The organism is Paenibacillus sp. SEL3, from assembly GCF_054602585.1.
On record NZ_CM137725.1, the window covers coordinates 6,256,236 to 6,278,789 of the forward strand.

Annotated in this window: 17 protein-coding genes and 2 pseudogenes; 3 read left to right on the plus strand and 16 right to left on the minus strand. The window is 40.5% G+C overall.

Features of this window, described 5'->3' with window-relative positions:
* Positions 1-144: 144 nt before the first annotated feature.
* From ACYCS5_RS28170 to ACYCS5_RS28185, 4 genes and pseudogenes are all read right to left on the minus strand, one after another.
* Complete coding sequence (locus ACYCS5_RS28170; RefSeq protein WP_103744581.1) at positions 145-1,026, minus strand: LysR family transcriptional regulator; 882 nt, start codon at positions 1,024-1,026, stop codon at positions 145-147.
* Positions 1,027-1,275: 249 nt separating this feature from the next.
* The gene (locus tag ACYCS5_RS28175) at positions 1,276-2,127 is read right to left on the minus strand and encodes an aldo/keto reductase (RefSeq protein WP_459760514.1); all 852 of its coding nucleotides are present in this window, start codon (positions 2,125-2,127) and stop codon (positions 1,276-1,278) included.
* Positions 2,128-2,225: 98 nt separating this feature from the next.
* Positions 2,226-3,455: a multidrug effflux MFS transporter gene (locus ACYCS5_RS28180; RefSeq protein ID WP_338533664.1), complete on the minus strand. Its 1,230-nt coding sequence runs from the start codon at positions 3,453-3,455 to the stop codon at positions 2,226-2,228.
* 151 nt (positions 3,456-3,606) lie between these two features.
* Positions 3,607-4,275, minus strand: a pseudogene (locus ACYCS5_RS28185) (alcohol dehydrogenase catalytic domain-containing protein); the annotation flags it as partial.
* Positions 4,276-4,572: 297 nt separating this feature from the next.
* Here ACYCS5_RS28185 and ACYCS5_RS28190 point away from each other — a divergent pair.
* Positions 4,573-5,124 (plus strand): TetR/AcrR family transcriptional regulator, encoded by a 552-nt coding sequence (locus tag ACYCS5_RS28190; RefSeq protein ID WP_459760515.1) that lies wholly within the window; start codon positions 4,573-4,575, stop codon positions 5,122-5,124.
* Positions 5,125-5,239: 115 nt separating this feature from the next.
* On the opposite strand, the pseudogene ACYCS5_RS28195 reads toward ACYCS5_RS28190, so the two are convergent.
* Positions 5,240-5,630: pseudogene (locus tag ACYCS5_RS28195) on the minus strand (cupin domain-containing protein).
* Between the two features lie 100 nt (positions 5,631-5,730).
* Here ACYCS5_RS28195 and ACYCS5_RS28200 point away from each other — a divergent pair.
* Entirely contained in the window at positions 5,731-6,177 is a 447-nt protein-coding gene (locus ACYCS5_RS28200) for a tyrosine-type recombinase/integrase (protein WP_459760516.1), read from the plus strand.
* Between the two features lie 756 nt (positions 6,178-6,933).
* Here ACYCS5_RS28200 and ACYCS5_RS28205 read toward each other — a convergent pair.
* The 3 genes from ACYCS5_RS28205 to ACYCS5_RS28215 all read right to left on the minus strand — a co-directional run bounded on the left by ACYCS5_RS28205 (position 6,934) and on the right by ACYCS5_RS28215 (position 9,819).
* Positions 6,934-7,317, minus strand: a complete 384-nt coding sequence (locus ACYCS5_RS28205; RefSeq protein ID WP_103744584.1) for a zincin-like metallopeptidase domain-containing protein — start codon at positions 7,315-7,317, stop codon at positions 6,934-6,936.
* An 8-nt stretch (positions 7,318-7,325) separates the two neighbouring features.
* Entirely contained in the window at positions 7,326-8,216 is an 891-nt protein-coding gene (locus tag ACYCS5_RS28210) for a copper amine oxidase N-terminal domain-containing protein (RefSeq protein WP_103744585.1), read from the minus strand.
* Positions 8,217-8,940: 724 nt separating this feature from the next.
* Positions 8,941-9,819 carry a hypothetical protein gene (locus ACYCS5_RS28215; RefSeq protein WP_459760517.1) on the minus strand — a complete coding sequence of 293 codons (879 nt, stop codon included), beginning with the start codon at positions 9,817-9,819 and terminating at the stop codon, positions 8,941-8,943.
* A gap of 121 nt (positions 9,820-9,940) precedes the next feature.
* Between ACYCS5_RS28215 and ACYCS5_RS28220 the strand changes: the two genes are divergently transcribed.
* Positions 9,941-10,882, plus strand: a complete 942-nt coding sequence (locus tag ACYCS5_RS28220; RefSeq protein ID WP_459760518.1) for a zinc-binding dehydrogenase — start codon at positions 9,941-9,943, stop codon at positions 10,880-10,882.
* Positions 10,883-11,239: 357 nt separating this feature from the next.
* Here ACYCS5_RS28220 and ACYCS5_RS28225 read toward each other — a convergent pair whose 3' ends face one another.
* The 8 genes from ACYCS5_RS28225 to ACYCS5_RS28260 form a co-directional block, all read right to left on the minus strand.
* The gene (locus ACYCS5_RS28225; RefSeq protein WP_103744588.1) at positions 11,240-11,431 is read right to left on the minus strand and encodes a hypothetical protein; all 192 of its coding nucleotides are present in this window, start codon (positions 11,429-11,431) and stop codon (positions 11,240-11,242) included.
* Between the two features lie 731 nt (positions 11,432-12,162).
* On the minus strand, positions 12,163-12,663 hold the full coding sequence (locus tag ACYCS5_RS28230; protein WP_459760519.1) for an MPN domain-containing protein: 501 nt from the start codon (positions 12,661-12,663) through the stop codon (positions 12,163-12,165).
* Positions 12,663-14,480: a ThiF family adenylyltransferase gene (locus tag ACYCS5_RS28235; RefSeq protein WP_459760520.1), complete on the minus strand. Its 1,818-nt coding sequence runs from the start codon at positions 14,478-14,480 to the stop codon at positions 12,663-12,665. Before ACYCS5_RS28235 ends, ACYCS5_RS28230 begins: the two co-directional genes overlap by 1 nt.
* Positions 14,477-15,601 (minus strand): SMODS domain-containing nucleotidyltransferase, encoded by a 1,125-nt coding sequence (locus ACYCS5_RS28240; RefSeq protein WP_103744590.1) that lies wholly within the window; start codon positions 15,599-15,601, stop codon positions 14,477-14,479. The genes ACYCS5_RS28235 and ACYCS5_RS28240 overlap by 4 nt, the downstream gene beginning before the upstream one ends.
* 18 nt (positions 15,602-15,619) lie before the next feature.
* Positions 15,620-17,134 carry an SAVED domain-containing protein gene (locus ACYCS5_RS28245; protein WP_459760521.1) on the minus strand — a complete coding sequence of 505 codons (1,515 nt, stop codon included), beginning with the start codon at positions 17,132-17,134 and terminating at the stop codon, positions 15,620-15,622.
* A 399-nt stretch (positions 17,135-17,533) separates the two neighbouring features.
* Positions 17,534-17,992 carry a GIY-YIG nuclease family protein gene (locus ACYCS5_RS28250; RefSeq protein ID WP_459760522.1) on the minus strand — a complete coding sequence of 153 codons (459 nt, stop codon included), beginning with the start codon at positions 17,990-17,992 and terminating at the stop codon, positions 17,534-17,536.
* A gap of 1,064 nt (positions 17,993-19,056) precedes the next feature.
* Positions 19,057-21,234: a DEAD/DEAH box helicase gene (locus tag ACYCS5_RS28255; protein WP_459760523.1), complete on the minus strand. Its 2,178-nt coding sequence runs from the start codon at positions 21,232-21,234 to the stop codon at positions 19,057-19,059.
* A complete protein-coding gene (locus ACYCS5_RS28260) occupies positions 21,231-22,550 on the minus strand; it encodes an ATP-binding protein (RefSeq protein ID WP_103744610.1) in 1,320 nt (439 codons plus the stop codon). The genes ACYCS5_RS28255 and ACYCS5_RS28260 overlap by 4 nt, the downstream gene beginning before the upstream one ends.
* Positions 22,551-22,554: the final 4 nt, after the last annotated feature.

Sequence of the window (22,554 nt, forward strand, 5' to 3'; positions counted from 1 at the left end):
ATGAATTAGGCCTTAAACATAAACAACTTTTCCCACTAAATAAAAAAGTTATTTATCGGTAATATTTAAAGGCTTCATTCAAGCTGCACCTTTAAGATATCACTAGATAAATAACCATATCCAATACCTATAATCTATGTTCTATTATGCTTGTGAGGCATACTTGATTAATTGAATTAATTGAGAAGTAGCCTGGTTAAAAATCTTGTGTTTCTTCCAAACAATAACACAACTAAATTTGAGTTCTGGAAAAAATGGTCTGAAGCATAGATGTTTTGAACCTGTCATCGCAAGAGCTCCTTCAATACAAATAGCAGTTCCCATACCATTATCCACAAAATTAACTATGTTAGAAATTAAGTTGTATGTGGCTAGAACATGTATATTTTCATATTCATCAGCAAACCAACTAGCAATTTCATTTTGTACTGTTGGACGACTAGAAAGAAGTAAAGGAATTCCAACAAGATCATTGGGAGTAACATATTCTTTTTGCGCAAGAGGGGATGAAGCCTGTGTTAGAATTCCCCATCGTTCCTTTTGAGGCAATCTGATAAAATCGTATTTTTCAATATTTATGGGCTCTAATAAAATCCCAACTTCAAGTAATCCTTTGTCTATTTTTTCCTTTATGTCATCCCCTGTTCCGCTAAAAATATAATAATTAACCTGTGGATACTCTTCATGAAAAGCTTTTAATGTTTGAAATAAATAATGAGATGTTAGTGATTCGACGCTTCCTATAGAGATAGTCCCTCCAACCAGATTATTTTGATCTTTGAATTCTCTCTCTGTTTTATCCGCAATCGTTAGGATTTCTTCTGCCCTTTGACGTAAAAGCATGCCAGCATCCGTTAATGACACCTTTTTTTTCCCGCGAATAAGCAGTTGAGTTCCTAAATTTTTTTCTAAATCAGCCAATTGTCTGCTTAATGTCGGCTGTGTTACATGTAGTACATTTGCTGCATGTGTAATACTTTCCAAACGAGCGACTGTAAGAAAATAACGAAGTACTCTTAACTCCATGTTTCCCCCTGTTGATAATATGTGCTTGAGAATAGATTCAATATGTCCTAGTAATTAATTTATCGTCTTAAATACAGTTATTCCAGTTTAATTTTTCACATACTTCTCTATCATTATAACCATTAATCAGTTCTATATGCATATGATTATATGTGGAATTGAATCGATATATGGGAAGAATTTTGGTTAAATGTTAGGTGAACATAGTGTTGTTGGGTTTGAGTATTTTGTGATAAGGCCTCCCCAAAATTAGTTACGAAATTTCATGTTGCTGAGCCGTTCCACGTTTTCAGGATCGTGAAGAGATAAGATTAAGCTCTCTTTGGAATCCAACGTAGCAATCCTCTCCATATCGTCCCTACTCAATTCAAAGTTAAAGATATTGAAGTTTTCGATAATTCTTTCCTTATGAACAGACTTTGGAATCGCAACAATTCCTCTTTGTATCAACCAACGTAAAGCAACTTGAGCCACGGATTTATGATGTTTCTCAGCTATTGATGCCAATACTTCATTTTTGAAAATGTTATTTTTTCCTTCAGCAAATGGTCCCCAGGACTCAATCTGAACATGGTAATCCTTCATAAATTGAGTATTTTCTACTTGTTGTGTAAATACATGCGTTTCAACTTGGTTTACAGTAGGAACGATTTCATGATGAACGATTAGATCCATCAGGCGATCATTTAGGAAGTTACTTACGCCGATTGCCCTGATCTTACCCTCATGATATAATTCCTCCATCGCACGCCATGAACCATGGATATCGCCAAAAGGCATATGAATGAGATACAGGTCCAAATAATCCAGTTGCAGTTTTTTCAGTGATGTTTCGAATGCTTTCCTGGCACTCTTGTAACCTGCATCCTGAATCCAAAGCTTTGTTGTAACGAATATTTCCTCTCTGGGCACGCCACTCTGCTTGATGGCACGACCGACTGCTTTTTCATTACTATAAACAGCAGCGGTATCAATCAAGCGGTAACCTTCCATTAGGGCATTACAAACCGATTCTTCGCATACATTTTCATCATCAATTTGATAAACCCCAAATCCGAGTATCGGCATCTCGACACCATTGTTTAGTGTAACATTTTGCATTTTAGATCCTCCTGTTTTTTTAACCTCGATAACCTAGATAAAAGAAGCTCCGATAATGCTGGGGTCTCGTATAGATCTTAATGTTCGCTAGCGATTGGTTAAGTATTGGATTCAAAGCTATTTTTGGTGCCGGATAATTTTTTTATCCCTTTAACCAGAATGATATAGGTAATTATAGATAATAAACTTGTAGAAAAAATAATAATTCCAAAAGGTATAGCAGAATTTTCGCCTGCAATTCCCACAAGTGGAGACGTAACGGCACCTAATGCAAATTGTAAGGAGCCGAGCACGGCGGACGCGCTCCCTGCAATATGCCCCTGCGATTCCATTGCTAATGTAAAAGAGATGGGGCCAATGATCCCAATGGATAAAGCGAATAAGAAGATCGAAATAAACATAGCTGATAATACTCCATGTACTAGTACTATAAATAAGACTGCAGCAGAAGATATAAACGCTAGTATTATTCCGATCAAAAACAGCCGACTTTCCGTTACCCGGCCTGCAAGCAGTTTGACGAATTGAGATCCCAAGATAATAGCAAGGCCATTCAACGCAAAGAGGATTGAAAACAGTTGCGGCGACACGCCGTATATGTTTTGATAAATAAATGGGGTACCTGCAACATAGGCAAAAACACCTGCGAACAATATGCCATTGACTAGGGCATACCCCATAAAAGACCGCTTTCGGAATAAGCTATTATAATTTTTCATCAACGCACGGGGACTGCCTGAAATACGTTGTTGTACAGGCAAGCTTTCCTTTAACCCCCATATGGTTATTCCAGTTAACCCTATACCTAACACCCCTAAAAATATAAATACACCTGACCAAGAGCTGTATGACATAACCGTACTTCCAGCGGTAGGGGAAATTAACGGTGCCACATTGCTTATCATTGTCAGCAACGATATAAATTTAGTCATTTCAATCCCACTAAACCGATCTCGAACAATAGCGCGCGAAATAACGAGTCCAGCCGACGCAGAAACCCCTTGTATAAATCTTAAAGATATAAACCATCCTATGCTTGGTGCAAAAGCGCATCCAATAGAGGAAAGAACATACAGTATCATGGAAATCAACAAAGGCTGGCGTCTTCCATAAATGTCGCTTAAAGGTCCCATTATCAACTGTCCTAGCCCTAATCCTAACAGACTAGTGGTTAAACTCGCTTGAACCGCAGTTGCGCTTGTTCCAAAAAAAACAGCGATTTGCGGAAGTGATGCAAGATACATATCGACGGTAAACGGCCCCAACGCCGAAAATATGGCCAATATTAGAGCAAAACCGAGAGAATTTTTTTGGGTCTTATATTTCATTCCTTTAACTCCTATGATTGTTTTAATGCTTTCTTTAAGCTAACGCATTTGCTTTAGATGTTATGGTTTTATTACCCGGTGACATTATACCCATCCGATATGCAAATGGTCTTAGATAAATTTCGTAAGATAATACCTTGTAAAAGTTAGGAAAACAGTTGGGAACTTTGGCTGAATAGATTTCATGAGATGCCTCCCTTTTTTTCCTCATCCAAGTCTTCTCCAAAGTTTGAGATAAAACCGTTACTTCTGCCCCCATAGAATGAGCGATCTCACACCATGTGTCCGAGTCCACCAAATACCAACGACCGCTATATTTTTGCCGGAATCAACACCCCAATGGCGCAGCGGCGGATACGTTGTGATCCCAGTACATAAAAGTGGAGCGGCGACATCAAGATTAATGCCGTCTAGAATTCGAACCACGAAATCCTCCGTTATTACAACGATATGGGTGGAATAACCTCCCTGCGTATATTGTTCATATCTATCGATGACTCCGTAGTCCATTAAGACAATATTGCTCCTTTCCTCTACGGCAACTCTCCCACTCTCCACAGGAATCAACCATACAGCCAACTCCTACTCGGTCACCAACAGTATACTTTGTGACTTCCAAACCAATCTGGGCGACAATTCCAGCGTGTCCTGGAACGGGAGGATATTGGACTGGCCCTCAATCCCCACGGGCAGTATGGATGTCAGAGTGGCAAATACCCGCATACTTGATCTCAATGAGAATATTATGCGGCTTAAGATCCCTGCGCTCAACTGTAGAACCTTCTGGACCGAACACAGCACGTGCATTAGCATTAATCATATATAACCTCCAATGAATAGAATTTTTATCAGTTAGCTATTTAGAAATTAGTAATGATTATCCACACTTCTTTATTAAACACCATGTGAACACCCTCTTTTCTAAATTTAAGTTCTCCTTTTTTAGGTAAGTAAGCCACGGAGAGCGAATAAACAATACTGGTTGTTTTATCAACTTATGTCTATTATTATAAAAAAAGAAACCTAAGTTCAATGGTTAAAAAAGCGCAATTTGTTGAAATAGCAACATCATCACGAAAAGTGTTCATTATTTTGTAGATCAGGGGGAAAAGACAAGATGATTAAAGTGGATCGGAGAATCCTAAAAACGCAAGAATCCTTAAAAAAAGCCGTTATTGAACTGATGGCTGTAAAAAACTTCGATGACATTACCATTCAAGACATTGCAAACAAGGCAAACGTAAACCGCGGTACAATTTATCTTCATTATCAAGACAAATATGATTTATTAGATCAAATCATGGAAACACACATTAATGAATTAAAAGAAATGGATACGTGGGCATGTCAGATGGAGTGGGCTGATGCTCTTGTTCCATATTTCGAGTACTTTGAGAAAAATTATTTGCTTTTTTCAACCATGCTAGCTGCATCAAAAGGTACACCTTCATCTTTTAGAACGCGGCTACTTGCTTATTTCATGGAAGGGTTCAAAGGGGAGATTGACAAAGAAAGCGGGAAAAATACGGAATTAATCGAAGATGTGAGGTTGCAATATGCTGGGACTGCTTATGTAGGGGTCATTGAATGGTGGATTCGAAATGGAATGCCCTATTCACCGCAAGTCATGGCCACGCAAGTTGGCACCTTGTTAGAAAGAAGTTTTTAATCGGTATTATATTCTGTAAAGAAAATGGCCTTTTCCCTTTTCAATAAAGGTCACAGTATACAACGAAACACTAAAACAACGGCAGCCGATCGGCTGCCGCTTCTGCATGTTTTTTTCATTTATTATTAGAGTTTTTATATTCTTCCTCGGTTACATGTATCACCCCAGTGTGGGTACTAAGTATACAAATCCAACTATCCTTCGTAGCCCCATGCCAATATTTTACGTTCGGTGGAATGTTCACCACATCGCCTGTTTTGAGGAATTGAACTGGTTTTGCGTCTACTTGATACCAACCTCTCCTCCAGTAACTAATAAAACTTGCCCAACATAATGAGAGTGCTAGTTATTACGGGCGTCTGATGCAAAGGTTACGTTTCCGATAGCTTTATTGAGGGAGACAGGATTGTTAAACACCAATTGTAAGAAGGCGTTAGCGATAAAGTTTTTTCTTCTTTTGACCCGACGGTAAAGATGGTGCTATTTCTTAAGTGCTCGTTCTTCATATATGAATCCCCTACTTTTTATTATTATAATTAACTTACTTGAGGGGTATATAAATCATGAAAACAAAATGCCATAAGATAATCCAATATAAACTTTCGCTTGAATGGTGATTCTCCCTATTTATTTTCAACGATATCGCCTTCAAAGCACGGTAAGCCCTTTCTCCAATTAATGCCCTTCTTCAAAAGTGATAATGCTCTTCAAGATCTAAAATCCTACCTACAAATTCGAGAAAGTCGTTACAATGTTGCCGAACAGCAAACGGCTGTTTTCCTTTCTCTTCTGACTGGTTCATCCGGGAAAATAAATAGGTTGACGGTGAGAGCTGCCCAGAAAATGATGGAGCGCTACGCAAAAGCTTACGGTAAGCCTGGTGTATCTATGCATAAACTAAGACATTCTTTCGCAACGAAATTTAATAAGGAGAATAATAATTTAGAAATGCTAAAGGAACAACTAGGTCACACTGATGTCAATATGACTATGGTTTATACTAAGATAGGAAATGAAGTGAGTGGAAAATCGCTTAACGAGCCAAATATCTGAGTGTATTACGGAGTTTTACTCTGCGGTACTGCATATTTTTGCCCTGCAGCTCCTCACCTGCCCGATGGCCTAATGATCAAACTATGAGAACTGATCGGGTCGAGATGCGAAACAACAGCACGCTTGGGGCTTTTCATAACATTAATCTTCTATTGGGGAACCAAGGATGTATACCTGTCCAATCAAGTAGGCAACTTTGTGTCGATGTACAAAAAGATAGGAAATTTTCCACTTCACGAATCGCTAGTTTCTCCAAAGTAGCTAATTTAATGTTTTTACGGCTATCTTCAGTAAAATTTTCTGTAACTAACCAATCAAAAAAAATAATATAGTCATGGCAATAGTTCAGAAGCGTTGTGGGAGAAAGTTTTCGTTTTCTACTATCAATAAATTCCGTAATAAACCACGGAAGATCAGACAATTTTTCATCGATTCGATTCGATTCATGTAATGCATTTTCTCCAATGGCAGCATATCACGCCTGTCGAAGAAGTATTTCCCACAGAATTAATTATTCGACGCATCAACTAATATCACAATGTACTTCTAGCAAGGTATAAAAAGTCGAGCAAAGGGAATAAACTAACCCGCTGCTCGACTTTTTTATAATTAAATTAATTCACTTCTGCTCCTGAGCATCTACAATTTCTTATATCCTCCTCTTTCACTTCATAAAGACTCGCCGGAAATCAGATAATATTCTTGTCAAAATCGGAAATGGGATAAAGTTCTTGTCTTTTGAATTTGACAAGAACTTTATCCCATAAAATAAAAAAGCCGCGATTTTCGCAGCAAAAAATGAGATAATGCGCACAGCATGGCCGCGCCCATTTCGGCAATAAGTTCTTCCTTCGTATAATTGTAATCGCCAAATTCCCCGAATTGCTCAATGCCTGGACGATTCAGCCGCTTACAGTGTCCTGTGCTGTGAGTCATTTCGTGAAACCGGACATTATAATAGTCCTCGGCTTTGGGATAATCCTGTAACGGCGGTACGCTGATACTATCCGTACTCGGTCTGTAGAAAGCTCGTCCTGAAGCAAAACTGGTTGGCGGTCCACCCACATAACCATTTATGATCGCTTCAGCAGCGGCAATCGGGTCATGATGGAACGTTAGTTCCTGCCGTTTGCTTTGCAAACTTTCAGCTATTGTTTTCTCGTCTCATTAGGAATAGATTGAATAACATCTATATAGGATTTCGCCTTTGCAGTAATCTCCTTTTGTTGACCTTTATCATCTTTGTATAAAGCTGAGATATTCCCCTTATCATCATTAAACATCAAAATATCAGTTATCCATCCGACGTAATTATAACTTGGTCTTTGACCAGCACTGGATACAATATCATCCAGACCATTCCCTGATGTAAATTGCCAAACTGCCTTAGCTACTCCATCTTTAATTTCCACTAGCGTATTACCAACATTGTTATAATACATGTATCTGGATGAATCCCCTCTCGGGAATACATAAAAATAGCTTTGATTAGCCCCCGGTTTTTCTAAGGAAGAAAGCGATTTGAAGGAGAATTGAATCGGCAACGATATAGCAGCCTGACGGGCTGCTTGTAAATCTTCTGCCTGCAAGCTCTCTTGGTCTACCTTATAATTACCGTCTTGAATAAATAAAATAGACCGAGCCTTCTCATAGTTTGCCTTGTAACCAAAGTTCTCCGACACAAAACGAATAGGTACCAATATCCTTCCTTGAGTCATTTGGACAGGAACGTCTACCTGAACTGCTTGGTTATTTTTAAATGCTTCTTTTTTGTTGGCAGTCAGCTTAATTTGATCTTTGCCTTTTGTGATGAGAGCAGATTGACTTTTACTATCCCATTGATAGGTTACCCCAAGTGAAGCAAGCGTGCGTATAGGGACCAAAACACGCCCGTCCTTAATAATAGGTGAAACATCAGTTGCTATAAACTTTCCATTCACATTCACCGCGTTAACGGATATAGGATTGGCAGCATCAGCAATCGCCCAAGATTGAAACGTAAGTACGAAGAAAAACACAAACACAATAACCTTTTTCAAGATAAATTATCTCCTTTTCAATAAGTACCCTTACATAAGACGTATGAATTATCCGAAAAGTTTCTAATCCATACCAACTACTTAGTGCCCGGCAGGTTGAGGGGCGCAGCCGGAGGCTCGCCCTGCTGACGTTTAGTAGGCTTTGGCCGGGTTACCATGCGGAAGGCAAAAGGGAAAAAAATGCTTTCAATAAAAAGAACCGGCGGCTGCCGGTTCTCTCTTTTACGAATTATGCTTATTTTAGTAAACTCACACACAAGCATTGTATAATAATTGTATAACTGTAAATTTGGTGAAATCTGGCCGTCCCGTGTCTCAATTGTTGTGTCACAACCGTTCAAAGAAACCAACATATACTGATCCATTAAATGAAGTAGCCGCCAGTATTAGACCTTAAAACTAAGTTTTAGTGGACGCTACTGTTTAAATTAATGTTTCCTGTTAGCGCGTTTTTGGGAGTGTAGCTGTTGAAAGAAAATAAAGTATTAGACTAGAGTTGTTGATTTAGCGAGGTTTTTGAACTAAAAAATCGTCAGCTTTTGAAAAATAAGTTTTTGACTGAACAATTAATATAAAGCAGCGGCAGACCAAGACTTGATAAATAAAGCCTTAGACTGCCGCTGTTGTCATTTAACTAACGTTCCCCATTAGTTTAATAAACCACCTATTCTGAATTATCAGCTACCAATAACTTTTTCGATTCCATCCTCTTGTAAGTGTCGGATTAGACAAATGCACAATCAGCTGGACATCCCAGGTTCTCGAAAACTCTGCGCGCAGCAGAATCTACTGGCAGGAAAACCTCAATTTGCGGATATAAGCGGCCGCCTGCGGAAATCGAAACCTGTCTGTAGCGTACGGGAATAAGGTCTCCGGAGCTTTCCATTCTGGCTAGAATTGTTTGTATTTGATCAACATTTCCCCCTACATCCGGCACACTCAGATATTCGCACGCGTTATATTTCTGAACTCTATCCAGCAATTTTTGATACCACGCATCATAACGCGAGAGGATGTGCTCACTCTTAAAGGCTTGTATTCCGTTTATGATGTGCTCCTCCCACTGCTTAAACGACGCCTTGTCAAACGTGGAGCGGGAACGGATAGGAAAACCAGAATTAAAATGTAAATCGACCCTATTCATTAAACCGTCATATGAACGGTCGAGAGGGATTTCGAACAATTGATGAAAAGGCTCATTTAATCCCTTGATGTCCTGAGTATGTGTTACGACCATGGCGGGAAAAGGAATACTCCTCATCGCTTGCTGAGCCCACTCTACTGCACGCTCCAACGACCGTCCATACAATTCGGTCTGAATTGGAAGAAAACCGGCTGCCAAAAGCAAATCGTTACGCTCGTCGGATGTACACTCAAGATATTCTGCAATATTTATTATCGTCTGGCGGGTCGGTATGCGGCGGGTACGTCCAACCAGCAGATTTTTATACGAAGGAAAAGCCTCGTCGTTCAGCTCTTGTTGAGTAAATCGTTTCATGGACGGTTGAGGTCGATCGACAAGCTTTTGCTGGCGTTTTATCCGCAGGGCTTCAATTTCTCCCATTACGATTCTATGTCTAGAATTCTCCGTATCTATATCCATCTTCTCTTCCCTTCTCTTATGAAGTGTAGTTCTGCACTTGGGCCGAACCTTCATTTAAAGTATACTCCTCATTGAAATGAAGGTCATCTAATGACCATAACCAACATGGAGGAAAACCGATATGATTCGTACTATTGTTGTTGATCCGCATGCCCCGTCTCATTTGGCCTTCAAGGAAGTTCACGCCCCGCAGCCTAAGCCATGGGAAGCGCTTGTGCAAGTGAAGGCCGTCTCACTCAACCGCGGTGAAGTGAGTGACGCTAAAAATCAGGAAATATCTAGCCGTCCTGGCTGGGATTTCGCCGGGATTGTCATCGAGCCGGCAGAGAACGGCGCAGGACCGCAAAAAGGGGCCAGGGTTGTTGGTTTGCTCCCGATGGGAGCCTGGAGCGAGCAAGTGGCTGCTCCCGTATCGTTGGTGGCCGAAATCCCAGACAAACTCACTTTTACGGAGGCGGCTACCCTCCCCGTAGCAGGGCTCACGGCTCTTTATGCACTTCGAAAAGGCGGCATGCTGCTTGGCAAACGGATTTTCATTACAGGCTCTAGCGGCGGAGTTGGGCTATTCGCCCATCAGCTTGCAGTCCAATCCGGCGCATACGTTGTAGGTACGGCAAGCACGGAAGAGAAGGCTGAGCTTGTTCGGGAGGTCGGATCCGACGAAGTGATCATTGGATATTCCGCAATTTCATCAGCCAGCAAATTTGGGCCGTACGATCTGATCATCGATTCAGTAGGCGGCAATGCACTGGCGGCGTTGCTGCTGCAGCTAGCGCCCCAAGGGATTTGCGTTGCGGTAGGATTTTCCTCTTCAAATACCGCAATGATCGATATGAAGAATATGGTGACCAGCGGAGGAAGAACCTTGTACAGCTTCTTTTTAGGTGAGGAACTCACTCGTCAATCAACCGTGGACGATCTGAGTTTGCTGGCCCGGCTGGTCACAGATGAGCGGTTAATCCCACGAATCCAAGTGGAGGCGCCTTGGACCGAAATTGACACCGTTGCCCGTAATCTTATGGAACGGAAATTCTCGGGCAAAGCCGTGCTTCACTTAGATTGATTATATAGTTTGCAACTATAATCCCAGGAATCTAAAAACGAATCTGAAAAAGAAACGGCAGTAGTACACCCTTACTCGTTTGAGTGGGAGTACCGCTGCCTTTCAATGAACCCGGCTATTTGACCTTTATATTTCGTATAGTAATCCATCCAGCTTTAATAGCAACACAGTTATTCCTCTACCCTCAGTGGCACCGCTTTAAGAATGTTCATTTTCTCTCACTATTCTGCCAGTTGGCTTAATGAAGTGCTCACCAGTCTAATACTTTATTTTCTCAGTCTACAACTTTATTTGCCGAGTCTAACACTTTATTTTTCAGTCTAGAACTCTATTTTCATTTGACAGTAGCAAGCTTTGTTAAAAATACTGAGTGGGATCAATGACACCTTTATCATCTTCCTTCGCGTCCTCGATCTCATCTGCAAAGTCATGTTCCATTCCTTCTTCTCCATCATCGTAAAAACTTCTAGTATTGATAATGATATCATCGGTCTCGATATCGATATCTAACGGCTCAAGATTCACAACAAATGGGTAAGTGCTATCCATACGCACGCCATTTCCATTCTCGAAGTCCCGATCGGAGCCATACTGATGTTCGAATAGATGAGAAAAGTGATGACTATTGGTTAATTAGTCACCATTATTATGGAACTGCTGGTTTAGCTGAATTAACAGACAAATGTCAATTAGATTTAAATATTCATTAATGGGAACAAGTTCTTTGTTTAATAATTAACTTGTACCGATAAACTGTGAAAACGTTGCACTGTTATGACAGCAATTTTAAATTTGATATCGCAATATTGTACGTGAAACAAAATTATAAACTCCTCCACTGAACACTATTCATCTAGAAAAAGAATTGATCTCTAACTCTTTTCCTCTCCAAGACAGTGGGGAACTTCATGTCAAATTCCAGCCTGGTAGGGAACTTTATGTCACTAAAAATTGACAAGAAGTTCCCTACCCAAAACCAAGAAACCCCTTGTTTTATAAGGGGTTTCTTGGTTGGCGACTTTATGTCATTCTACATCCGGGATAAGAACTTGCATCAATAAAGCCAAAAAGCCGCTATTTAGCGACTTTTAATGTGATCATGTTCTTGTACCTCGACACCAAGCCAGTAATGTAGCCACTAATACAATCCCCTCCCATTCCACTGCTAGAGGGAAAGACTCGGAACGAGGAAGTCATCCTCTTCTTTATACAGGCTTTAATCAGGGTTTCAATTAATTCGAGCTCATTGTTCTCCATAACAAACCATTTATTCAGTATAGTTACAGGGTTACAGATGAATAATCTCTTAGATCGATTGGCGGCTTACCTCTAATAAAAACACTTATGAACATTGAGTAATGACTTGTAGGATCTCCCCCAATAATTAGCAAAATAGGTTCAGGGCAATTCATCGACCTATTGGAAGATATAGAGATCATTTGTTTGGAATCAATGGTACTCATCTTGCTAGAGGAAAAAGGATGAAAGTGCCACTCCCCCAGGTAAAATGCCTTCTCAACTTTCCATAACGAATCGAGCCACTCTTTTAAACCTTCAATACCTCTGTAAAATCGAGTTCTTGTGTATTTGGAGTCTCTGGGTGCAGCGCTGCTCTTTACAATAACGGCTTTTTTCAATGCATCATCATAATATCCAGCCAGAATGCCTCCAGTTTCTAGATACCCACTTGAACTGCACTGAGCCAATATAAACGCTAAGATTTCCTCACAGAACTCAACTTCAAGGCCACTCTCAATATCTTTATACTTATGAACGAGCATTAAAACACCTCGCGATGCTTCAATATAACACCTGCTGGCATGCCATTTAATTGTTGTTGTTCATAGACAGCGAATATGTTGGGACCGAATGGATTGAGCCACCATAGTTCCATCTCTTTTATTGCTAATCCAGCCATAACCCAAATATCATCTGACCGAGCTGGGAACAAAGGATGATAACATCCGATTCCATCTCTAGGTAAGATTTTATCCTTGTTTTCGTTTTGTTCTAACTCAATCCATCGTTTGATAAGATCATAAAAAGTTTTGCGAGGAAAAGGATGTTTGTTCGATAGGAAAATAAAAATCCTCTTTGCTCCAAACCCAAGGGATACAGAAACGAATCTTTTCGGTAGAGTCCAGTCGAAAGAGTACAGGTGATCAATAACTGCATCGCTACCTGTCGTATCAATAATTACGTCATATCCCTCTATTACATCCACCTCATCCTCAGACAAATTCGGAAAAGGTTCATTTATAGCCGAGGACCAGACGTGTATATTGTTATGATTTATCCGGTTAGATAAAGCCTCCGCCTTATTCATATATAGATGATTTATGCCAAGTGTATGCCGAGAAAGGTTACCGGCTTTTAGAATATCTTCATCACAGACCAGGATTCTTGATATACCGGTTCGGGATAGTAATTCCCCAATAGCTGAACCGAGTGCACCAGCACCGATTAAAACGGCTCCATCCCTCTGGACTTTTTCATCTAAACTCCCCCTGCTCAGAATTGCTTCCTTACTCCAGTTCTCTGTACGGACATATTTTAATTTTCGTTCAGGCTTTAACTGATTCAAGCGATCACGAAGGAAATAGTAATCTTTTGCTTTTCTAAATCCATTAATCTTTTTCACTTTTTTAGTTAACCTGCCGACTTCAAAACTGATCCAGTGGACGACTGTGTTTTCTCCCCCAACAAGTTTAGGGATTTGAAATCCAATTAATAAAAAATTCCGGCCCTCTAATCTGAAAATATTCATACGTTCATAAATTTCATTCCAGAGATCAAAATGGTGTTCTTTGCAGATTGTTTCCAGCTCTCTGAAGGTTCTTGGATAAGACCAAGGCTGTATTATTGGTTGAAACGGAAGGAGTACCCATATACCGTGGAATAGCTTATTTGAATCAGCTCTGATAAGTTTCCCCCAATCATATGTATGGATCACCTCTGACTTTTTACCAAAGAAAGCCGACACAAATAAGGTGTTACGATATTCATGTATCTCTTTAAGAGATACATGACCAGATTTAATTTTTGTTTCGTTCCATACTTGAATATGCTTTTGTTCTTCTGCAAAAACCACTGAAAAATTCGGTTCGAAATGAGAATGAGGCAATTCGAAATAGTCTCCTGGGATGGCTAAAGAATCAATTGAAGCAGCAAGCAGCCACTCTTTCAGTCGCTGGACATGCCAATTAATGCGCTGTTCTTCATCCATGAGCTCGTCACTATCAGACAGTAATTCCAGTTGACTGATATCCCAATCAGTGCAGATCTTTCCTAACCTCCAAGGAAGGTAATCCTTTTCAATGTTTTCGTTCATATGTTTATAGGTAAGGGTTATACTATTTACTTTATCAGGAAATATGCTTATCGATCCCCTCGGATAAAGCGGATCGATAAGCATATACCACTGCGTCGTTTGGGGGATTGATGAATTTATATCTAGCCCAGATACCTTTAAGCTAAAATGAAGAACCCAACTCTTAAGCCTTGCAATCCAATATACCTCTTCAAGCTGCTGGTACCCATCCATAATTTCAAGTTGAATACATCCAGTATTTATACGTTCAGGGACAGAATTAATCATCCGAAACGTCCACCTACAATATTAGGAGTTGTCGGATTATCTCTTTTTGAAAATCCAACACTTGCCCTGTTGTCCTTGTCGGTTGTTGCCTCTGATGTAGGGAATTTAGAGCCAAAAAGTTTATTCCATTCTTCTGCACTTTCTTTTACTGTGGTCGCATCTGTAGCCTTCCTAGCAATTACAGCTGCTTCTTGGATAAGCTTATAGAACTCATCGTATTCTTCATCAGTAACCCTTCCCATGACGTTATGGGAAGGTACACCATGGTCTGCCATAAAAGGCTTTGTTGGGTGATCGTTAACAATGGCCTCTAAGACTTCAGTTACTCCTTGTCCGACACTACCGATATCATCAGGGCAACATAAGCCTATCAAATGTTCAAAAGGATAACCCTTTGGATATTTCGGCAAATGATTCAATCTTCTCCACCACTTTAAAGTCTTAACTACATTAACATAATGACGATTGCAAGATTTATTTTTTTCTTGTGTCCATTTAATTTGAGCTAAAGGGTCTGTTTGTTTCCATTCTTTAGCCTCTCGATCAGGTATCCAAAGAGGAACCGATTTCCATTCAGGTTCATTTGCGTTGGAATAGGTCTTCCATACAGAGCTTGAATCCAACGTTTCACCAAGGACTGCCCATGACTTCTTTAAGGTCCATGTTTCAATCTCTTCCAGTGCACGAGCATCGGTGACACTATTTGACTCCAGAATTCCTTCTTCACTTTCTGAAGGTGCTGCCGTAATGACGACATCTAGGTCAACATAACTTAAAGAGATTCCTATTGAACGACCTTGAATTTTGTATTTACCAGCATAGTGCTTCTCCATAAACGGCACAAAAACTTGAAGAGCATCTTCTGGATTGCTGTATTCCTCCATACTCAATTTTGTTACTACAATGACATCCACATCGGAGCGGCTTTCTCCTTTTGGTCGAACAGCGGTTGATCTTCGATAACTTCCCTGAAGAAACGTACTTACAATTATCTTCGACATTTCTTCGTCTTCTTCTAATCTATTCCTTAAAGTGGTGTGACCTGTAATCAGATCATTCACTTGATTACCTGTTAGTCGAATTTCTTTAAGAAATCTCGCAAAATAAGTTGGAATATTCATTTCAAGACCTCCAATTTATTAGTAAGGGAGCAAAAAAGAAGGGGTATATGATCCATCGCCAGAAAAGTTATGTTCATATAGAACAATCTCCGGAATATTTGCAGCTTGTTGAGCAAGGAAGAAAACAAAACCATTAGGCGCTGAAATAAAAAAGTGAACTTTACCCTTTCTTTGATTTGGATTGCGTTTGTCTAAAGCTTTGATTACTTGCTCAGCTAGTTTCCAGGCATGCGCACCATCCTTGACAGCTTTAAATCCTTCTGATGGCATACGAAAATGATAAAAGGTCTTCACAGGGAGTTGAGTATTCTCAATATGCCACTCAACATGAGGCTTTACATCACGAGTTACACTAATGGCAACAATCGTATCTCCTTCAGTTGAAGTACTATCTAAAACCTCTTCAATGAAAGCTGAATAGCCTTGGTCCTGGCAATGTACATCCGGAATCCATGCAATTAAGCCGTCTCCGCGCTGAACTGGAAATGCTCTAACTCCTGATTTGGGATTTAAGGTTAACCCTAAAGCAAATGTTATGGAAAGGTGTGTGTTGAGTTGAAGTAAGTAGGCATTGCCTGGTGAAAATACTCCCTGTGTGAACTTTCTTAACTTCTGTGCAATATCATCGTTCCAGGTTTTTTCAAGTTTAATTAGCCGTCCATCGAAGTGGTCACAAAGACATAGTAAGTGACTAGTTTCTTCCTCCAATTTTTCTGCATGAGAAAGGAAACTGCGAATGCCCACAGGAATCTCGTCTATGATTAATTGTAGACCCGTATATAGTCCCTCTCTTTGGCACAAATTCAAGAGAGTTTCCTTGTTGAAACGCTTACTTCCTTTGCTTGCACAATTAACAATTAAATCGTTATAGGGATTTACGAGCACTTTAAAATCAATGGGTTTAAGCCCAGCGAGCATTAATTTTGAATTAAGTAAATCTCTGATTAAAATAGAAATGCCGGGTTTACTATGCTGAATACGAATACATCTCAGGATTTTCCGCAGCTCTTCTTCATCGTCTAAACCGAGGTGTTCCATCATGGCTCTTCGGGCTAGAGCTATTTTAGTTCTTGGTTTCCCATCAAAAAAAGCATTCAAATTTAATTTATTGTGATAATTATCCAATAAAGTTTCTAAAAGATCATCATTTTTTATGTTCCAGGGTGTTATTAAATGAAAACGAGCGTTGGTGTACCCTTTCGTTAGAGCATCGCGTACACGAGCTAAAAACGAGTGCGTGGAGGCGTTAATGAAAGAAGGATTAATGAGGTCTAACAATTCAATTGAATGTGTGTTCTTGACATGATATTTGACCTGATAGAAGTCCATGGTGATTTCGTCTGCAATATCATATTCCCCTGCTATAGGTTCGAAATACTCAACTACAACATCATCAAGAGATTTAACACGATCATCTTCGTAGTATACTTCTTTAATATTGGTATTGTTATGTAGTAACTCGGATGCAAAAAACCAAAAATAAAGATTTTGATACGTCATACCGGCATTAATTGCATCAATGGCTTTCCCCATGTATCACAGTCCTATTCTTATAATTAAGAACTTATGTTCTCGACATATTATCTCACATTAATCGTTCATATTCAATTGTCTTATCTTATATCTACTAACACTATCCCTAATTTAATTCATGGGTTAAGCGCTTTTTAAGCTAGTAAACACATGACTACAGAACATATTTTTAGGAACAAACAAGCTGGCAGATGAGTATTAAATTTCGAAAATTCTGATAGTAAAACTACGAAAGTTACTATTGATTTTCGAGATGTGTTGGCTCCTTAAACCGGCCTAACGAAAACATTCTTTTTCTAGCAGGTATGCAAGCTAGAAATAAGGATGATCAGATCGATCAGCATGTTTTTAAAACGCCCTCACGAAGAACAGCGTATTAATTGGCATGTCCAGCAATTTTTATTTCTCTCCGATTAGCCGAATCCAACTGTGATGAAGATGTTCAAGCAAATTTGAATCTTCCTTCATTTGAAAGTCTTTTGTTTGGTCGAGTCTAGGCATTTGTCTTGTTTTCGTAAGAGGTTCAAGCTGTTTCCATAATCTCAATGCAGCCAAATAATCAGCATCTGTATTATAAATCGTGAAACCTTGCTGTAAAGCTACCTGGACCCAAACCACTTCGAGTTGATAAGCTTCATATTGACTAGTTCGAGCCTTTTCAAGTATGACCAGCTTTGGCGATCTTCCACTTGAGATTTGTTCCTTCACCCATGCATTTGAAGCATGTTCTAAATGCTGAGCATATCGGCGCTCCACATTGGTTGTTTGACCAATATAGACTCCTGTAACTTCAGGTATCGAGTCAAACAGACCATATATGTAACGATCGTCGATACGATCCTTGTACCATTTTTTCATGCGAAATTTACCTCTTTTCTTCTTCCAGGTCGCCAAAATAAATGTATTTTCTCTTGGGAGGCTGCTTTAGAATTCATAATGTTATGTTATGTTATGTTATGTTATGTTGTTATAAGATTATCTTGTATTTAAGCTTTTTGGCTTTAGCTCGTTCACTGTCTCATTTTACATCTATACTGGAGTATCTTTCTAGTATAAAGAGATTGCACATAACACTATTGTAATAATTCCGAATTTATTAATTCAGCATGATTCATTTTGAAGGTTTTAGCTTCAACACCGTTTAAGAAGATTCTTAATGAAGACTCTATTTATGTCGATATATCAATAAAGGAGGTGCTAACATTGATATACACTTTAGGTATGATTCTAATACTTGCTATGCTAATAAGCGCAATGTTAAAACACGCAAAAAACATACCACTTGTACATAGTTATAAAATAAACTTTAGACAGCCATTGAAAAAACACATAAGAAAAACTTAAAATTTAAAAAGTAGCAATGACTTATATCTTCATTCAGATAAAATGCTTAATGTTCTTCTAGATTTCTATAGAAATGAATCATTAGATATCCTTACCCAAAAGCAGGATAGCATTAAATTCCTTATGAATAGCACTAGTATTAAGTCTAATTTAAATAATTCATTAGCTTCGCTTTTTATAAGTACCCTAGCGTTAATATTTTCTTTAATGGCCGTTTTCAATACTAAAATCAACTCATATGATGAGGGTTTTGTGATTTTAGGTGTAAGCTCATTGATCTTCACCCTTCTTAATGGATGCTTTGCTAGAATACATCCTTAAGTCTGAGACCATTTCTGATTTAAATAATCATTTAACGGCAATAACGTTATTTTAGGTTTGAAATATACTCATGCTGATAAATATAGTTTATTAAAACTAGACCTTGATAACGAAGCACTAAACAAAATAAGAATAATAAATAAAAAAATAAATATGTAGTATATTGGGCATGAGGTTACTAAGGACGGCATATGCCGTCCAAAGCCTCCGTGTTATCCACTTGTTCTTTTTTTTACTATCGGGACTTTTACAGATTCTCACACCAGACTTCTTGCTAGCCCCTTTAGATCCAGTCCATCTGCTAAAAATGCTCTTCGTATTAAATCTGGTGCTACAAACTCATCATATTTCCCTAAATACGGGGCTTCTTTGTCTTCGAGCAGTTGCTCCTCATTACAGTTCTTACATGCAAGGATCATTTCCCGTAAAAGTGTTGGCGCATCACATCGCCCAGATACAATCAAATAGTATGGCTCCATAGGAACGACTGATCGTAATGAAAGCCTAGTGGAAAGTGTATGTTTGATTAAACGCTCCATGGTCCGAAATTGCTTGCTTCCCACCCAGGGAAGAATGAACAAGGAATCGCCTCCTGCCGGAATCACAATCTCCTTGAGCAATCCGCTCTCTCTTGCCAGACGTCTGGCCCGCTCCAAACGATTCGCAGCTTCAGGTGAGAGATATGAGTAGATTTCCTCGCCCGCCAGCACATCCCTCATCTTTTGCGTAACCAGAGTATGAATATCTCCCCCAGATCCAAGCCATAACGTGTCTACCTTCCCTTTAGCCGCTTTGACGTATACAGCTTTGTGCTTTGTATCTACCTCCACTACCTTCCACAGCTTGCCGGCAAGAGAAAAACAATAACCTGGCGGTGGGACAGTGGTGATGGAACCAATTTCTTCAGACCCATTGTAGACGGAGTGTTCCTCATCATCCTTGAACACCGCATAGAATCGAAAATTGTTAACGATTTTCTCACCTGTGAGACCGATGATCAAGTTCTTATCCTCTGTCCACTGAATATGGTCTGTTTGAATCAAATAATTTAAAAAGGTCTTATACTGCTCTGGAGTTACTCCCCTAAAGAAAGGTAACGTTAATATCGCCCTCGCTAAGTCAGCAGGCTGGGCTTCTCCCATGCTTTTTAGGATGCTCATGGTCTGATGGTACATTGTCCCGATCGGGAGCCTGCGAGTCTCCAGAGGCTCTACCCACTTGTGCCGGACATATAGCTCGATGACGGCAATTGCCCGTAGCAAGGTCCAGGGAATTCGAGCCGGGAGTGGAGCCTCTTCGTCCTCTTCCTCATGAATGACAAACATCATTTCGGATGCCTTATCCTCCCTCCGGCCGGAGCGGCCAAGCCGCTGCACGAAGCTGGATGTACTATAAGGAGCACCAAGCTGGACAATCCGCTCTAATTCACCTAAATCAATCCCAAGCTCCAGTGTTAGCGTTGCAGCAGCTACAGCGGGGCCTGGATCGCTTTTCAGAGCATTCTCTGCTTCCTCTCGAAGCATGGCCGATATACTGCCGTGATGGACATAGAACACATCTGGTTGATGACGTTGCGCAGCAACCCTTCTCATTTCTAGCGTAGTCAATTCAGCATCTGAACGGCTATTGGTGAAAATCAGGGCTTTTTTGAGATAGGTGCTCTCGTAAATGTGATTATAGTAAGCTTTCTTAGCATTTTGCAGTTGTACTGCCTGTTCCTCATCACGGGCATCCGGGAATGAAAAATGGTCTACTCGTAGCCGCAGCTTGCGGACAGCTGAAGAGGACACGACTTCCACTGCTTGCTGGCTTCCAGCCCCCAGCCATGCTTTGGCTGAATCATAGTCGCTCAGTGTGGCCGATAATCCAATTCGACGTGGTTTCACACCGGTCATGCGCTCAAGACGGTTAATCTGGCTTAGCACCTGAATACCACGGTCTGCCCCCATAAAAGCATGTACCTCATCTACAATCACATACCTTAGGTCTCCAAAGAGACTAGGAATGGCACTGGGACGGTTCATCAGTAGCCCTTCCAACGATTCTGGCGTAATTTGCAGAATTCCGGAGGGACTGCGCACCAGCTTCGTTTTTTCGGATTGGGGTACGTCCCCATGCCAATGCCATACGGGGATAGGTGATCCCTGTATCAATTCCTTAAGTCTCTCAAATTGATCGTTTATCAGTGCCTTTAAAGGACCAATGTACAAAATGCCTACGGACCGGGAAGGTCGTTCATGCAATTCAGTAAGAGCGGGAAAGAAAGCAGCCTCTGTTTTTCCCGAAGCCGTTCCTGCGGCAATCAGTAGATGATGTGGAGTATCAAAACATATCCGGCACGCTTCTACCTGAGCAGCTCGTAGCTCGTTCCACTTTTTCTTATAAATGAACTCCTGCAAAAATGGAGCGAGCCGATGAAATGGATGTTGCGTCATAATTCAAACTCCGACAGAAAGTCATTGACTTCATCCGGATCTGATTCTGCGGGGGCAACTGACCTCTCCCCAACGAGCTGTGCGAACGAAACCTCAGGATTCTGGTGCAACGTATGAAGGAGATCCATAAAATCCCGGATTACCTCCCGTGGTGTGAGTAACTGGTCAGCACCAAGTCGTCCTACGGCTGTCTGCATAAATGAAATAAGGTCCTCATTCGTTAATGATGAGCTGTATCCAAAATGCTGACCATGAATTTGAGTCAAACGCTGCAGTAGAATAAGAATTTCTTCATGAGACAGCATTTCAAGCTTTAGAATCGGACCCGTATAGTTCAAGTAGCCTTGATTCGCATATCTTCCTTCAATCAGCCGGGAGCGAAGAGCTTCATAGCTGAATAGTCCCCTTCGTTCATCCTCTACGAATTTCGGCGTCCCGCCTATGAAAATCCCTAGATTTTCTGCTTTCCCCTGCATTGTGTCGTTAAACATAGTGAGTAGCTTCTCATAGTTGCTTTGTCGGGCAATACTATTGCTTATCTTGTATAGATTAACTGCTTCGTCTATAAAGAGAAGAAGGCCCTTATAACCGATTCGCGAAACAAATTCCGCCCAGAGTTTGATGTACTCATACCAGTTCTCATCATCAATAATGACACCCACATTCAGCTCTCTTTTGGCCTCCGTCTTGGTTGGAAATTCCCCTCTGAGCCAGCGAAGAGCAGACTGCTTTTGGTGATCGTCAGCAAGCTTGTAGCCATTCCAGTAAATGGACAATACTCGGGCAAAGTCAAATCCGTGCACTAGACTTTGCATCTCCGTTGTAATCTCGAAAATTTTCTGCTCCACCTCAACGTTCAAAGCAGGATCATTAGGACGAAGTGACTTTTCTATCATCACTTCTTGTTGGATAGAAGCTATCCACTTCTGAAGAATAGACTCCAGGGCCCCCCCATCTGGTCGTGTCCGCGTGGACAAATGCATCATCAGCTCACGATAGGTGGCTAGGCCCTGTCCTTTCGTTCCCACAAATCTTCGTTCTGGAGATAGGTCAGCGTCCGCTACCACAAAATCTCGATCCATTGCATAATTCCGAAGCGTCTGCAGAAGAAAGCTTTTACCGCTCCCGTAACGGCCCGTAATAAACTTAAAGGCCGCCCCTCCCTCTGCAATATTCTCCATGTCTCTTAAAATGGCTTCAACCTCTGCTCTACGGCCAACTGCGATATGCTCGAGTCCTATCCGCGGTACTACTCCGGCAGTCAGAGAGTTCACAAGGGCCGTGGTAAGTCTCTTAGGTATTTTTTGTGCGCTCATATTT

Bases quoted from the DNA above. Each gene is read 5' to 3' on its own strand.
- ACYCS5_RS28170 (WP_103744581.1), bottom strand. From the start codon at position 1,026: ATGGAGTTAAGAGTACTTCGTTATTTTCTTACAGTCGCTCGTTTGGAA.
- ACYCS5_RS28175 (WP_459760514.1), bottom strand. From the start codon at position 2,127: ATGCAAAATGTTACACTAAACAATGGTGTCGAGATGCCGATACTCGGA.
- ACYCS5_RS28180 (WP_338533664.1), bottom strand. From the start codon at position 3,455: ATGAAATATAAGACCCAAAAAAATTCTCTCGGTTTTGCTCTAATATTG.
- ACYCS5_RS28190 (WP_459760515.1), top strand. From the start codon at position 4,573: ATGATTAAAGTGGATCGGAGAATCCTAAAAACGCAAGAATCCTTAAAA.
- ACYCS5_RS28215 (WP_459760517.1), bottom strand. From the start codon at position 9,819: ATGGATATAGATACGGAGAATTCTAGACATAGAATCGTAATGGGAGAA.
- ACYCS5_RS28220 (WP_459760518.1), top strand. From the start codon at position 9,941: ATGATTCGTACTATTGTTGTTGATCCGCATGCCCCGTCTCATTTGGCC.
- ACYCS5_RS28225 (WP_103744588.1), bottom strand. From the start codon at position 11,431: ATGGATAGCACTTACCCATTTGTTGTGAATCTTGAGCCGTTAGATATC.
- ACYCS5_RS28230 (WP_459760519.1), bottom strand. From the start codon at position 12,663: ATGCTCGTTCATAAGTATAAAGATATTGAGAGTGGCCTTGAAGTTGAG.
- ACYCS5_RS28235 (WP_459760520.1), bottom strand. From the start codon at position 14,480: ATGATTAATTCTGTCCCTGAACGTATAAATACTGGATGTATTCAACTT.
- ACYCS5_RS28240 (WP_103744590.1), bottom strand. From the start codon at position 15,601: ATGAATATTCCAACTTATTTTGCGAGATTTCTTAAAGAAATTCGACTA.
- ACYCS5_RS28245 (WP_459760521.1), bottom strand. From the start codon at position 17,134: ATGGGGAAAGCCATTGATGCAATTAATGCCGGTATGACGTATCAAAAT.
- ACYCS5_RS28250 (WP_459760522.1), bottom strand. From the start codon at position 17,992: ATGAAAAAATGGTACAAGGATCGTATCGACGATCGTTACATATATGGT.
- ACYCS5_RS28255 (WP_459760523.1), bottom strand. From the start codon at position 21,234: ATGACGCAACATCCATTTCATCGGCTCGCTCCATTTTTGCAGGAGTTC.
- ACYCS5_RS28260 (WP_103744610.1), bottom strand. From the start codon at position 22,550: ATGAGCGCACAAAAAATACCTAAGAGACTTACCACGGCCCTTGTGAAC.